Origin of the sequence: Frankia sp. Mgl5, from assembly GCF_023242985.1 — a bacterium.
GTDB lineage: Bacteria > Actinomycetota > Actinomycetes > Frankiales > Frankiaceae > Parafrankia > Parafrankia soli.
On record NZ_JALKFY010000799.1, the window covers coordinates 1 to 14536 of the forward strand.

Genomic DNA, 14536 nt, shown 5'->3' on the forward strand with positions numbered 1-14536 from the left:
TCCGGAATACCGAAGATCGTCTTGATCCCCTCGGCCTCGAACAACTGGAGGATGCGCTCGTAGACTTTTACCGCCATATTCGCCCCTCTCGGCAATAATCGCGAATTCGCCACGGAGGCCACGGACGCCGTCATCACGGATGCCGTCAGCCTGCTTCGTGTTCGTGTTCGTGTTCGTGTTCGTGCGCGTTGCGGGCGAGGTGGCCTGGACGGGCACCACGCCCGGGTCGGTCAGTCGGTTCGCGGTGACCTCGGCTGGTCGACCCGGCCCCGGTTGTCGCCTCGCCGCCCAGCTCCGCCCGGCCGCGCGCGGCGGAGCGTCCTGTTCCGGGACGCCGCGTTCCAGGGTGCCGCCATCCCGGTCGCCGTGCTGCGGGTCGCGGTGATGTAGGTCGCCGTGGTCCGGTCCGTCGAGGGCCTGTGTTGGCCATCCGAACACCGCCTCAGGGAGGAAGGGTGTATGCAATATAGGTCGGAGGACCGTTTTGTTGCAAGACTCTTGCGGTGCTTCCGGGCAAAGTGTATGCAATAAAGGCCGGGTGTCGAGCCGACGCGACAGGGGGTCGCGGCTGCCGGCACCGCCGGCCGGTGACGCGCGCGGCCGGGTGACCCACACCGTCCGGCGCGGGTCGGTCCGGGCTGCGCAGGCCGGTCCGGGGCTCCGATGACGAGGTCGGTGAGCTCGCCGTCCGGCGTCTCCGGCCCGGCGCGGGCCACCCGGCGTGGGCCGCGCCGGTGGTCGCGTGCCACGCACCGCTCGCCACTCACCGCTCGCCGGGAACGGACAGAGCCGGGACTCGACGGAACGGAGCTTGTGATGACGGACGCGTTAGGCTGGAGACTGAAACTGGGTGTGGTCACGCCCTCGGTGAACACCGTGGTGCAGCCCGAGTATGACGACATGCGGCCGCGCGGAGTGACCAACCACATCGCGCGCATTCACATCCCCGACTGGGTCGTCAACAACGACGAGGACTTCGACGGGCTCGTACGGGACATCGACCGCAATGTCGACGACGCGGTCGGGTCCGTCCTGACCTGCGACCCGGCGTGCGTGGTGCTCGGGGTCTCCATCGAGGCGGTCTACGGCGACCCGAAGGCCGGCGAGGCGATCCGGGACCGGCTGCGGGCCAAGTTCGGCGAGGATCTTCAGCTCATCCACGCCGGAGACGCGATCCCCAGCGCGCTGCGGGCGGTCGGTGTCGAGGACGGGCCCATCAGCCTGATCACCCCCTATCAGCCGTCCTCGGAGCCGCATCTGCGTTCCTTCGTGGAGAGCCGCGGCTACGAGCTGCACACCGCGGTCCACCTGCGCAGTCCCACGGCGGTGCAGATCGCGCACACCTCGGGGGAGACCCTGCGGCGCGAGCTGAAGCGGCTCGCCGCCGACCGGCCGCGGGCGATCGTCCAGTTCGGCGCGAACATGTCCATGGGCCGGATCGCCGCGGAGGCCGAGCAGTGGCTCGAGCTTCCGGTGATCTCGGTCAACACGGCGACCTACTGGTACGCGCTGCGCAGCAACGGCGTCGACGACCAGGCGGAGGGCTTCGGGCAGCTCCTGGCCCACCACTGACGCCCGCCACTGCTGCCCGCGGCCGACGCCCGGTTGCCGCCCGTCGCTGATCACCGCCGTTGACCGCTGTCGCGATGGAGGCCCTGGAGGCACGAATGCCCCACGACTACCCGACGTTGTTCTCCCCGATCGCGCTGGGGCCGCGCACGGCCCGCAACCGGCTCTGGCTCGCCGCGCACGCCACCGAGTTCTCCACCGACGGCACCTTCGCCGACGCCAGCGCGGACTACTACGCCGAGCGGGCCCGTGGCGGGGTGGCCGTGATCACCATGGAGGCCATGGCGGTGCACCCGACCACCCGGCCCCGGCGCGGGGTGATCCTGGCCTACGAGGACGCGGTGGTGGACAGCTACCGCAAGGTCGCGGCCGCCGTCCAGCCGCACGGCACGCTGCTGATGGCCCAGCTGTGGCACCGCGGCCGGCAGACCGACGGCATCATCAGCCGGCTGCCCACCTGGGCGCCGAGCCCGGTGCCCGACACGGTGTACCGGGAGATCCCGCATGAGGTGACCCACCGGGAGATCGACGAGCTGGTCGCGCACTACGTCCTGGCGGCGCGGCACGCGATGGAGGGCGGTGTCGACGGCGTCGAGGTCCACGGGCTGGCGCACGGCTACCTGCTCGGCCAGTTCCTGTCCCCGGCCACGAACCACCGCACCGACGAGTACGGCGGCTCGTTCGAGGGGCGGATCCGCATAGTCCGCCGCATCGTCGAGGAGGTGCGCCAGGTCGTTCCCGCCGACCGGGTGCTCGGGATCCGGGTCAACAGCAACGACGGCCCCGGGCAGGGCCTCGACAACGCCGACTGGGTGCGCATCGCGACGGAGGTCGAGAGCTGGGGCGCCCTGGACTACATCTCCACCACCCAGGGCACCTACCTGGACCGGATGCAGATCTACGGCACCTCGGCGGCGCGGCCCGCCGGCTACGAGGTCGCCGACACCGCGAACATCACCCGCGCGGTCTCGCTGCCGGTCGTGGCCGTCGGGCGGATCACCACCCCGGAGATGGCCGAGGACATCCTCGCGAGCGGCCGGGCGCAGTTCGTCGGCATGGCCCGTCAGCTGATCGCCGATCCGCTGTGGGCGGTCAAGGCCGAGCAGGGGCGCCCGGACGACATCCGGCCCTGCGTCGGCGCGAACTGGTGCGTCGCCTCCTTCGCTCGCGGCCCGCTGGCGTGCATCCACAATCCGCAGGTCGGCCGGGAGCGGGAGTTCCGGCACGACGAGACCCGGCAGCGGCGTCGCCGGCGGGTCGCGGTCGTCGGTGGCGGTCCGGCCGGGCTGCGTGCCGCGCTGACCGCCGCCGAGCTCGGCCACGAGGTCACCCTCTTCGAGCAGGACGACACCCTCGGCGGCCAGGTCAACCTGATCGCGCGGGCACCGTCCTACCGGGAGTGGACCGGGGTGACCGACTGGCTGATCACCCAGCTGGCCCGGACCGACGTCGCGGTCCAGCTCAAGCACCGGGCCACGGCCGACGAGCTGGTCGGCCGGTTCGAGGCGGTCGTGGTCGCCACCGGGTCCACGCCGCTGCGCCACGGCTGGACGGCTCGCCGTCCCGAACGGTGGGCCCGGGACGCCGCGGCGCTACCCGGTTCGGACCAGTGGAACGTCTACACCCCGGTGGAGATCCTCACCGGAGGCGTCGACCTGCCGAACCGGATCCTGATCGTCGACGACACCGGCGACCGCCAGGCGTTCGTCACCGCCGAGTACCTGGCCCAGCGCCGCCACGAGGTGCACGTGATCTCGCAGTACCCCCAGCTCGGGCATGCCTTCGCCGACGGTCATGATCTTCCGTTCGCGTTCGGGCAGCTGCGGCGCTCCGGGGTCACCTTCACGCCGAACGTCGAGGTGCGCGCCATCGACGAGGACACCGTCACCCTGGTCGACGTCTTCACCGGTGAGACCTCCCAGCTGTCCGACGTCGACGGTGTCGTGCTCGTTCTCGGCAACGCCGTCAACGACCTGCTCGCCCGTGAGCTCGACGGCACCGGTCTCGACGTCCACCTGGTCGGCGACGCGCAGGCGCCGCGGCGCATCTTCAACGCGATCTGGGAAGCCGACACCGCGGCCCGAAAAATCTGACCGAGCCAAGTGGAAAGCTGAGGAGACCAGTGGACAACGGAGAAGTGCACGGGCCGTTGACGGGATGCCGTGTTCTCGAGCTCGGTTCATTGATCGCCGGCCCGTTCTGCGGGCAGCTTCTGGGCGACTTCGGCGCGGAAGTCATCAAGATAGAGGACCCCGCCGGGGGCGACCCGATGCGCAACTGGGGCAGCCAGGCACCGGGCGGACTGTCGCTCACCTGGCCGATCATCGCCCGCAACAAGAAGTCCATCACCTGTGACCTGCGGGACGCCCGCGGCCAGGAACTGGTACGGCGGCTCGCGGCGCACGCGGACGTGCTCGTGGAGAACTTCCGCCCCGGCACCCTGGAACGCTGGAACCTCGGGTACGACACTCTTTCGAGTATCAATCCGGGGCTCGTCCTGGTCCGGGTCACCGGCTACGGGCAGGACGGCCCGTACGCGAACCGGGCGGGCTTCGGTTCCATCGGGGAGGCGATGGGCGGCATCCGCTACACGACCGGGAATCCGGACCGCCCGCCGAGCCGCACCGGCATCTCGCTCGGCGACTCGCTGGCGGGCACGTTCGCGGCGCTCGGAACGGTCATGGCGCTGCTCAACCGGGAGCGCAGCGGCCGCGGGCAGGTCGTCGACTCCGCCATCTACGAGGCCGTGCTGGCGCTGATGGAGGCCCTGGTGCCGGAATGGGAGCTGGCCGACTTCCGGCGCGAGCGCACCGGCTCCATCCTGCCGGGGGTCGCGCCCAGCAACGTCTACACCACCGCGGACGGTGCGGAGATCCTGATCGCGGCGAACCGGGACACCATCTTCACCCGCCTCTGCGACGTCATGGGCAGCCCCGAGCTGGCGACGAACCCGCACTTCGACACGCACCACGGGCGCGGCGAGAATCTCGAGGAGCTCGACAAGATCATCGGCGAGTGGACCGCGACCCAGCCCTCGGACCAGCTCCTCGACCGTCTGCACGAGGCGGGTGTCCCGGCTGGCCGGATCTACACCGCGGCCGACATGGTCACCGACGCGCACTTTAAAGCGCGCAAGGCCGTCGTCCGGCTGCTGCACGACCGCCTCGGCGAGTTCCCGATGCAGAACGTCGCGCCGCGGCTGTCCGCCACGCCGGGCGGCATCCGCTCGCTCGGCCCGGAGCTCGGCGAGCACAACGAGACCGTCTACGGTGGCCTGCTCGGCCTCAGCCCCGCCGACCGCGAACAGCTCGTCGCCGACGGCATCATCTGACCGGCACCAGCCGAACCCCGGAACGGAGTACCGCGTGGCCATCACGATCTGCGAGGTAGGCCCGCGTGACGGCCTGCAGAACGAAAAGACGCTGCTTCCGACCGGGACCAAGGTGGAGCTGATCCGGCGCGCCGTCGCCGGCGGCGTGCGCCGGATCGAGGCGACGGCGTTCGTGCACCCGAAGCGGGTGCCACAGATGGCCGACGCCGAACAGGTGATGGCGCAGGTCCCCCGCGACGGCGGGGTCTCCTACATCGGCCTGGTCCTGAACCGGCGGGGATTCGAACGCGCCCTGCGGGCGGGCGTCGACGAGGTCAACATGGTCGTCCTCGCCACCGAGACGTTCAGCGAACGCAACCAGGGGATGACCGTCGAGGCGAGCCTGCGCGCCTGGTCGGAGATCGCGGAACTGGCGCACCAGGCCGGCGTCCGGGCGTCCGTCACGCTCTCCGCCGCGTTCGGCTGCCCGTTCGAAGGCGAGGTCAGCCCGGAGCGGATCCGGGACCTGGCCCGCCGGGTCGTCGAGTCGGGCCCCGCGGAGATCGCCCTGGCCGACACCATCGGTGTCGGGGTGCCCACGCAGGTCACCGAGCTGGTGGCGGCCGTCCGTGACGTCGCCCCCGGCGTCGCCCTGCGGTGCCACTTCCACAACACCCGCAACACCGGCTACGCCAACGCCGTGGCCGCGGTCAGTTCCGGGGTGGAGACTCTCGACGCCAGTGCCGGGGGCATCGGGGGCTGCCCGTTCGCCCCGGCGGCCACCGGCAACATCGCCACCGAGGACCTCGTCTACCTGCTCGACCGGATGGGCGTCCCGACCGGTGTGGATCTCGGCCAGCTCGCGGACACCGGCCGCTGGATCGGCGCGCAGCTCGGGACCGACGTGCCGGCGCTGCTCGGCCGCGCCGGTACGTTTCCCGAACCACGTCCGTAGCCGCGGTTGTCGGATGTCAGCTGACAGTGATTCGGACCTGCTGACGACCGAGTCCTGGGACGATCACCGAGCCGGGTTCGTGTCGCGGTAGCCGGACCGGGGCATGCCTTGCCGGGAAATCTGCCGGGACAACTGCTTCCCGCAGATGGAGGCCTGGGTTAGTTTTTCTACCATGGGGGACGCGTTTGTAAGCCACACGTCGGACATGGCCGGGTACCCGCGGACCCGATCGTTCGTCCGAGCGGCGATGGACGCGGTCGCCCGTGCCGGTTACGTTCCGGTTGACATGTCGCTCTTCCCGGCGGGCAGTGAGACTCCTGAGGAATACTGCCGGCGCAGGGTGGGAACGTGCGATGTCTACGTCGGAGTCATCGGGTTTCGGTACGGCAGCCTTGTTCCCGACACGGACATCTCGTACACGGAGCTCGAGTTCGACTCGGCGACCGAGAGCGGCATCCCTCGGTTGCTCTTCCTCCTCGACGAGGAGGCTCCGCTGCCGCCCAGCATGGTGGATCGTGACCAGTCGCGCGTATGCTTCTTCCGGGAGCGACTGAACAAAGCGGGGATCGTGACCGTCAAGTTCGGGTCGGCGGAGGACCTGGACGGGAAGATCCTGCATGCGCTGCACTCGTTGGCACGGCTCGGTGGCGGGTATCCGGACGGCGTGCCCGGCGTGGCCGGAGTGCGTTCCGATTCGGTAGCCGAGAACCTCCTCCGTTACCGGGAGGGCCTGGTACGACGTTATCGTCGCCTCGAGCTCGAGGTACTCACACCGACCGATCACGAAGAACAGCCGCCGGTGATGCTCCGGTCGATCTTCATTCCTCCCGCGGTGCGGCCGGATGCACCCCCACCGGAGCTGCCCAAGGAGCTGTGGCACCGGCTGCTCGACGACGGCGAGATCGAACGGTCCGAACTCCCGGAGGGTTTCGATGCCGAACGGCTCGCGAAGCAGCGCGCCGTCTACCGGGAGCAACCGGTGCGACCGGTCCTCGAGGTGCTCGGCGATCCCGGCGCTCGGCGGACGGTCATCCTGGGTGATCCCGGTTCGGGAAAGTCGACGCTGACCCGCTACCTCGCGCTGTCGCTGCTCGCCGGGCCGCTGCCGGACCCCCTGCGTAGGCTTGAGGGCTGGCTCCCGTTTCTGGTGGAGCTGCGGGCCTACGCCAGCCGACGGCGCGACCTGCCGACGTTCCTCGACTACCTGGACGACCTGCACCACACCGAGAACCTGGGCATCCCGGCGGATCAGCTGGAGCGGCTGCTCGAGTCGGAAGGCCGCGTCGTCGTGGTCTTCGACGGGCTCGACGAGATTTTCGATCCGCGTGAGCGCGACGTGGTCGGCCGGCAGATCGCGGCCTTCGCGGAGCGTTTTCCGCGGGCCCGCGTCGTCGTCACGTCGCGTGTGATCGGTTACGGCCGCCGGGTTCTCGCGGACGCGGATTTCGCGCACTTCACCCTGCAGGAGCTCTCGGTCCAGGAGATCCGTGCGTTCGTGCGGAGGTGGTACGAGATCGCGCTGCCCGACCAGCCGACGGAGGCGACCCGGAGACGTAACCGCCTGTGGCAGGCCATAGACGAATCGTCATCCATCCGCGAGCTGGCCGGAAATCCTCTCCTGCTGACCGTCTTGGCCATCATCGGCCGCCGCCAGGAGCTGCCCCGGGAACGGCGTGCCGTCTACGCGCACGCCGCAGCTGTTCTGGTCGACCGCTGGGATGTGAACCGCTACCTGGTCGACTCGCGGGTCGACACGGGTTACCTCGACGTCGACGACAAGAAGGAACTGCTGCGACGGGTAGCCGGTCGCATGCAGTCGGGCCGGTCCGGGCTCGGTGGCAACCACATCCGCGGCGCCGATCTGATCAGGGAGTTCAGTCGGTACCTCCGCGACCGGTACGAGCTCGACGAACCGGAGGCGAAGCGGGTCGCCACGACGATGCTCGCGCAGTTCCGTGAGCGGAACTTCATCCTCACCCTGTACGGCGCGGAGGTGTATGGCTTCGTCCACCGGGCGTTTCTCGAGTACTTCTGCGCGGACGACATCGTCCAGCGGTTTCAGAACAAGCGCGAGCTGACGCCGGAGGACCTGGTTCAGGGAATTGTCGGGCGGCGCTGGTCCGATTCGGCGTGGCAGGAGGTTCTCCTCCTGGTCGCGTCGATGGTTGATGACAGGTTCACGGCGCGGATGGTGGAGTACCTGGTCCGTGAGGCGAACCCGGTCTGGAGTCTGGCGGCCTGGGACCAGTCGGTGACCCGTGCCACGCCGGACGCGCACCTCCCACAGAATCTGGTGCTTGCCGCGCGCTGTGTCGCCGACGTCCGGAGTTCTGCTGCCTCGGCGGGTAATGGGGCTCTCCTGCTGAACGTGCTGCTCGCGATGCTCGAATGGGTCGGGGACTACAACGGAGTGCCGCTGGCCTCCCGGTCCGCGCTGGCGGCCTTCGCCCAGGACGAAGTCCTTCCCGTCGTCGCCTCGACCGGCATCCGGTGGCCGAGCCGTGCTCAGTTCCGGCGGTGGCACGAGGCGGGATGGCCCGGCGAGCCGTGGACCGGCCCGGGAACGACCTCGGTTCTGGCCAGCCTCTTCGCCGACGACGAGGCTGTGCGGCGCCAGGTCATGACGGCGGCCGCGTTGGACCCGAGCTGGGAAATCCGCGAGGACGCGGTCCGCGGAGCGGCGCGGGCCTGGCCGGGGCATCCGGATCTGTATTCACTTCTGCATGAGTATGCGGTCCAGGACGCGGACGACGACGTTGTTACCGCCGGGCTGCAGACCTTACGGGAACACTGGCCCGACGAGACCGCGACCCGTGTGTTGCACTGGGAGCTCGCCGAGAGTTCTCGGAGCGATCAGGTTCGGGAAACGGCACTCACCGCACTGCTGGAGACCTGGCCGCAGGAGCCAGGCCTGCGAGACCTCGCTCTTCGCCTGGCGATGGACGACACGACCGCAACGACGGACATCCGTGCGGCGGCGCTGGCCGCGCTGCTGACCCGGTGGCCGCCGGACGAGGATCTCGTCGTCGTCCTGCGCGAACGAGCGGAACGCGATCCTGATCCGGACATGCGGACGGCTGCGCTGCGTGGTTTCGCCGAGGTATCGCAAGATCATGATCGGGTTGCCGACCTTGCGGAGCGGCTTGTCGGCAGCGACGTTCATCCGGATGTGCGGGGCGAGGCACTGGAGGTCCTGTCCATGCTTCCCCGGGCTGACGATCTCCTTCTCCCCGTGGTTGCCGTCGCCGCGCGGTCCGACCGCAGCTCGGGTGTGCGGACGGCGGCACTCCACATCCTGGTCGGGCGGTTGGCGGCCGAAGCGGAAGCGATGGCTGCCGTACTGGATCTCGCCGCGGGTGACCGTGATCCCAAGGTGCGCGAGGCCGCCATCCGCGGCCTGGAGGGAGGCTGGCTGTCCGTCCGGGACGGGTTCGGCGTGCTCGCTCGGCTGGCCACCTCAGACGAGGGCGCCGAAGCCCGCGCCGCCGCCCTGGCTGTGCTCGCCGAGACCTGGCCCGACGACCCACGGACGGCTCCGATCCTCCGGGCCTGTGCCATGCGTGACGGGCATCTCGACGTCCGCTTCGCGGCCATGACCGCGCTTTTCGGTGAACTGGACGATGATCCGTGGATCGGTCGCGTCGTCCGGCGTGGGGTTCTGCCTGTACTGGCCACCGACCACCATGGTGAGCTGCAGGATGTTGCCACCGAGGTGATCATTTCTGCTTTCGTCGACCGGCCGGCGGAGGACGTGGCGCTGCTGAGGGAGATCCTCACCCAGTCACCGTTCAGCGGGTTCGAATCGGCCGTGGTGACAATGCTCTTCGATGAAACGGACGAAGCGGATGAAGTAGACGAGGCGACCGACGACGACAGCGGTAGCGGGATCGCTCGGTCGTTGTCCGCAGCGGTAAACCTGCTTCCTCGCCTGTCGGACATCTCCGCGCGGTTGACGATCGTGAGATATCTGGCGAAGCGATGCGCAGATCATCCCGAGCCGGGGCCGATCCTACGCGCCACGGCCGCCGCTGACAGTGATGACAGCGTTCGCCGGGCGGCCATAGAGGCGATCGGCCGATGGCAGCGGGATGATCCCCCGACGCGTCAGTTCATCCGGTCGAGGGCCGTCCACGACGCGGATGCGAAGATCCGGATCATTGCGCTTCAGGCGGTGGTGGTCGGCTGGCCGGAGGATCAGGGGCTGTTTGACTGGCTGCGATGGCGCGGGGCGGCCGACGCCGACTGGACCGTGCGCAGGGCGGTGGTCCGCCTTGTGGCCCGGCACTGGGGCGATCACGCCGAAACCTTGCGGTGGCTGCGGCATCGAGCGCGCGCCGACGGTCACTTCGTGGTCCAGGAGTCTGCTGTAATCGCGGTGGCGGCACACCAACACGACCGGGCGGCCACGGACGCCTGGTTGCGTTCCTGCGCCGTCCGGCATCCCGGGGCCTGGGAACGAGCCGCCGCCCTCACCGCGTGCGCGCGCCGGGGCCGAGCCGACAGCTCCGTGCTGGCATGGTTGCTTCGGCGTGCCGTCGCCGACAGCAGCCATATCGTTCGAGGCCGGGCGCTCACCGAGATCCTGCTCGGCTGGCCGGACGATCCGGCCGGGTACGACCTGCTCCTCGACCGGCTCACCGTGGACGACGCGTCCGAGGTTCGCGAGGTGGCTGTCGGGCTCCTGACCCGGGCGGCGAAGCGCGTGCCGGGTGCCAGAGAGCGTCTGCAGGATTCGGCGCTGAACGACGTCAGTGGCAAGGTGCGGCGTGTGGCAGCCGAAGCGGTCGTGGATCGATGGTGGCGGGATCCGGCACTCCGGCCATGGCTCGAGGAGGTCGCCGCCACGCACGCGGACCCGGCGGTCCGGTCCGCCGCGTACACCGGATGTGCCGCAGCGCGCTGGATCGGTGGCGACCCGGACCTGTACGGATGGCTCGGCGCACAGGCGGCGCTGGACGGCGACCCGGCCGTCCGGATGCGCATCATGGAGATGGTCTCCGAGAACCACCCCCAGTACGGCCGAAGCATCGCCTTGGCGGCAGCCGACGATCCGCACTGGCAGGTGCGGAAGGCGGCGGTGGGCATCCTGGCCGACGGCCGGGACGACCCTGAGCACCTGCGGTGGTTGCGAGAGCGGGCCCGACACGACTCAGACCAAGAGGTCCGGCGAGCGGCTCTGGGCGCGCTGGGCGACGTGGCTGACACCATGCCGGAGACGGGTGACCTGCTGCGCGAGCTGGCGGGGACGGACCCGCATCGAGCAGTGCGCATGCAGGCGATCGACAGCCTCGGCGATCGCGCTACCAGCGACGCGGGCGCCCTGACGACACTGCGGGACCTGGCGGAGACCGATAGCGATTGGCGAGTCCGCAAGGCGGCGGTGGCCGCGGTCGCGCGCAACGCGAACGACTGGAGGCCGGTGCGGATCTGGTTGCGGAAGGTCGCTGAGACCGACGCCGACGGCGATGTGCGCACCGAGGCGCTGTCCGCCGTCTGCAGTAACGATCACGTTGAGGTCGACACGTTGGAGTGGGTGCTCGGTAGGGCGCGCAGTGAGGTCGACGACGACGTGCGAATGAAGATTCTCACCGAGCTGGTGGATAATTGGCCGTCGAAGCCGGAAGTGGTGCGGTATCTACGTAAATGTGCTGAGGACGACCCGAACCCGGATATGCGGGCGGACGCGCTCGACGCCTTCATGACGGGGACCTACGCGGATCCGTCGCGCGGAGAATGGTTGTTTCGCCGCGTGGTTGCCGATCCCGCGGAAGAGGTTCGGGAAGCGGCGGTCCGAGCGGCGATCCGCTGTGCCGAGCAGGCTGGGCCAGTCGGGTGGTTGCGGGTATGCGCGGCCGATGACCGGAGGCAGGCCGTCCGCCGTGCCGCATTGTTCGCGGTCGTGCGGACCTGGCACGATGAAGCCATCGTGCCGTGGCTGCTGTCCAGATTCGAGGAGGAACGCAGCACCGAGCTTCAGCGGGAGATCGCTGTCCTGCTCGTGACCGGATGGCCGTTCCACCCCGATGTCCAGGACCGGCTCAGGGATGTCGCCGGCCGGAACGACGGACCCCCCTCGCCGGCGGTGCGTGCACTGGTGAGTGACCTTGACGAGGCCTGGTGAGCTCAGAGCCCGGGTGAACCTGCCACGACCTACCGGCCGGCGTTGTTGTCCGCAGGGGTGACCGGGGCGCGCTCCGGTAGAGCACAGCCGATCCCGAAAGCGATCAGGGTCGTGCTGAGGGTGATGGCGAGATCGGTGGGTGTCGACGGAGCCGTCAGGCCCATCGCCGACAGCGCGAGAACGGCGAAGAGCCCGGCGACGCAGCCGGCCGGGACGAGGCGCAATCCACGTCGCCATGGTGCAGCCGGCCGCCCGTGCCGTCGCCCAGGCAACAGGCCCATCGCGAGTAGCAGTCCGGCCAGCGCGAACAGGCCTAGGCCGAACAGGCCGTAGGCCGAAAACAGCGACCCGTGAACGTCCGCGCGTCCGTTCTCGGCGGCCACCATGGTGAGATCGGTGTCGCGGATCTCCACCCGGACCGGTAGCGAGCCACTGACCCGTCGAGTGAGGCCTCGCAGGTCGAGATCGACGGTCCAGGTTGCCGCGCCGCGTGCCGGGACGGTCGTGCGCACCCGGGTGTCGTAGCCGAAGAAGGTGATGCCGAACACCGTTCCGCTCAGCCGCACCGCATCGACCTCGAGCGCCGACCCGCCGAGGTTCTCCACGCCGACGACCAGACGGGTCGCGGCTGACGAGTCCAGGACGACGTCACCATCGAGTGGTTGGCCATCGATGGTGACGGACAGCCGTGTCGTATTGTCGTTCTCCGCCCAGGCCGTGGGTGCGAAGAATACCCCGAGCCATGTCATGCAGATGACAAGGGTGGCGAGGAGGCGGCATTTTAGTGTCGTTGTCGGCCCGTGCGATCCGGACATCACATCTCCCCTCCTGGCCGGTAGGACGCCGAATCGGATGTTACGCTGGCCGGGATGTCGGCGGTCCTTCACCGTAATCGTATTGGTGGCGGGCGCCGTTCGGATGGCGCACTTCGGGTGCCATGCCGCGGCCGAACTCCACTCCTGGGTGTGTGGGCGATCACTGGCCTGCGTGTCCTGGGGATCGCGGCCGGCTTTCGCGATACTGGAAAATTATTCCCGGGGGACGGTGGATGGTGGGCGGGCGACGTGCCGCTGGAATGCGCGGAAAACCGTGGGCTCTCCGCGTTCTCCTTCTCGCGCTCGCGGCGCTGTTCTGCGGCGTAGCCGGTGGGGTGCCGCCGGCCGCCGGTACGTCCGTGTCGGCCTCGGCTGTCGACACCGTTCCGCCGGCAGCGCTGTCCTCCGCCAAACCACCATCGTCCGATCCGCTGCCGTCGGAGCCGCGGCCATCAATGCCCGCGCCGGCGCCTGAGCCGTCCACGGTGCCGGCGCCGCCGCCAGCGGGCTCCGGGGCAGCGCCACCGGCCGGTACCGCCGAGCCGGCCCCGGATGCGCCGGACACGCCTGCGGGCACGACCGCACTTGGTGGGGGCGGGTCGGGAGACGACAGCGAGACGACCGCGCCGGGCCCGCCGACCGCCTCGCCGTCATGCGTGCCCGCAACGCCGGTGCCGAGGGGGAGTGGCTGCCCGCCGACCACCCCGGGCGGGACCACCGGCCCCGGAAAGACCTCCAGCCCCGGCGAAAGCACCGGCCCCACCTCGAGTCCGTCCTGCGGGGCCGGCCGGGGGTCGGGTCCGCCTGCGGTACCGCAGGCGAACTGCGGCGGCACTGTCGTCTGTCCGAGCCTCGGCCGGCCGTTCGACACGCTGCCCCTGCCCGGCTGCCCGCCGGACGACTCTGGTGACGGCGGCCAGCCCGGCGGCGGGGGCGGCAGCGGTGGAGCGGGCAGCGGCGCGGGGGGCAGCGGCGGCAGTGATGGCGGCGGAGCCCCCGTCGTGCGCTGTGACGACGGCTCGTGGGCCCGGACGGCCGGAGACTGCCCGATCCGGCGCGTCCAGTGCCCGAACACCCCGGTCAGCGTGGCCGTGGGGGAGCCGTGCCCGCGGCCGGCGCCGACCCGGCCCGCGCCCGTCGCCTGCTGGGACGGCTCCACCGCGCCCAGCACCGCCGCCTGCCCACCCGGGCGCACGTTCTGCCCGGGCGGCGTCACTGTCCCGCTCGGGAGCAGGTGCGCCGAGCCGGCCGAGGCGGCGAAGTGCCCGCCGGGCACGGCGCGCGTCCTCGGCGCCTGCACCCCGATCGCCCGGCCGGGTTCGCCGCCACCACCGCCCGGCGTCCCCGTCGCGCGCGAGCCCGAACCCGGGGAGCTGCGCTTCGACCGGTACGTGCTGGCCGCCGGCGACCTCCTCTACGCGCAGGGCGCCGGCTGCACCCCGGGCGCGGAGACGACCCTGACCGCCGGCGGCGAGCTCGTCGGGCGCACCGTCGCCGACCAGGACGGCCGTTTCGAGACCGTGGTGCGCTTCGCGAGCTTCCGTCCCGGCCACCGGCAGGTCGCCGCGGACTGCGGCGCCCACCTCGCCTCCGGCGTCGACATGATGCTGGTCTCCGCGGACACGAGTGCCTCCGTCCCGTCGGTGGCGCTGCCGTTCCTGCTCGCGTTCGGGTCCCTCGCCGTCCACCGCCAGACGGCCCCCCTGCGCGGCCGTCGCCCCCGGCGGCGGCAGCTGCACCGCCCCCGGCGGCGGCAGTCGTAGCGG

General features: G+C 70.4%; 7 protein-coding genes. 6 read left to right on the top strand and 1 reads right to left on the bottom strand.

What is annotated here, in order from left to right; all coding sequences use genetic code 11:
• The first annotated feature begins 816 nt into the window (after positions 1–816).
• From MXD62_RS28370 to MXD62_RS28390, 5 genes are all read left to right on the top strand, one after another.
• Entirely contained in the window at positions 817–1572 is a 756-nt protein-coding gene (locus MXD62_RS28370) for an IgiC (RefSeq protein ID WP_248832450.1), read from the top strand.
• Positions 1573–1667: 95 nt separating this feature from the next.
• Positions 1668–3662 (top strand): FAD-dependent oxidoreductase, encoded by a 1995-nt coding sequence (locus MXD62_RS28375; RefSeq protein ID WP_368862462.1) that lies wholly within the window; start codon positions 1668–1670, stop codon positions 3660–3662.
• 29 nt (positions 3663–3691) lie between these two features.
• Positions 3692–4900, top strand: coding sequence for a CaiB/BaiF CoA-transferase family protein (locus MXD62_RS28380; protein ID WP_248832452.1), 1209 nt, complete (start codon positions 3692–3694; stop codon positions 4898–4900).
• Positions 4901–4934: 34 nt separating this feature from the next.
• Complete coding sequence (locus MXD62_RS28385; protein ID WP_248832453.1) at positions 4935–5834, top strand: hydroxymethylglutaryl-CoA lyase; 900 nt, start codon at positions 4935–4937, stop codon at positions 5832–5834.
• A 145-nt stretch (positions 5835–5979) separates the two neighbouring features.
• The gene (locus MXD62_RS28390) at positions 5980–11955 is read left to right on the top strand and encodes a HEAT repeat domain-containing protein (protein WP_248832454.1); all 5976 of its coding nucleotides are present in this window, start codon (positions 5980–5982) and stop codon (positions 11953–11955) included.
• Positions 11956–11984: 29 nt separating this feature from the next.
• Here the strand turns inward: MXD62_RS28390 and MXD62_RS28395 are convergent, their stop codons facing one another.
• Positions 11985–12704 carry a hypothetical protein gene (locus MXD62_RS28395; RefSeq protein WP_248832455.1) on the bottom strand — a complete coding sequence of 240 codons (720 nt, stop codon included), beginning with the start codon at positions 12702–12704 and terminating at the stop codon, positions 11985–11987.
• A gap of 1067 nt (positions 12705–13771) precedes the next feature.
• Between MXD62_RS28395 and MXD62_RS28400 the strand changes: the two genes are divergently transcribed.
• Entirely contained in the window at positions 13772–14533 is a 762-nt protein-coding gene (locus MXD62_RS28400) for a hypothetical protein (RefSeq protein ID WP_248832456.1), read from the top strand.
• The last annotated feature ends 3 nt before the right edge of the window (positions 14534–14536 follow it).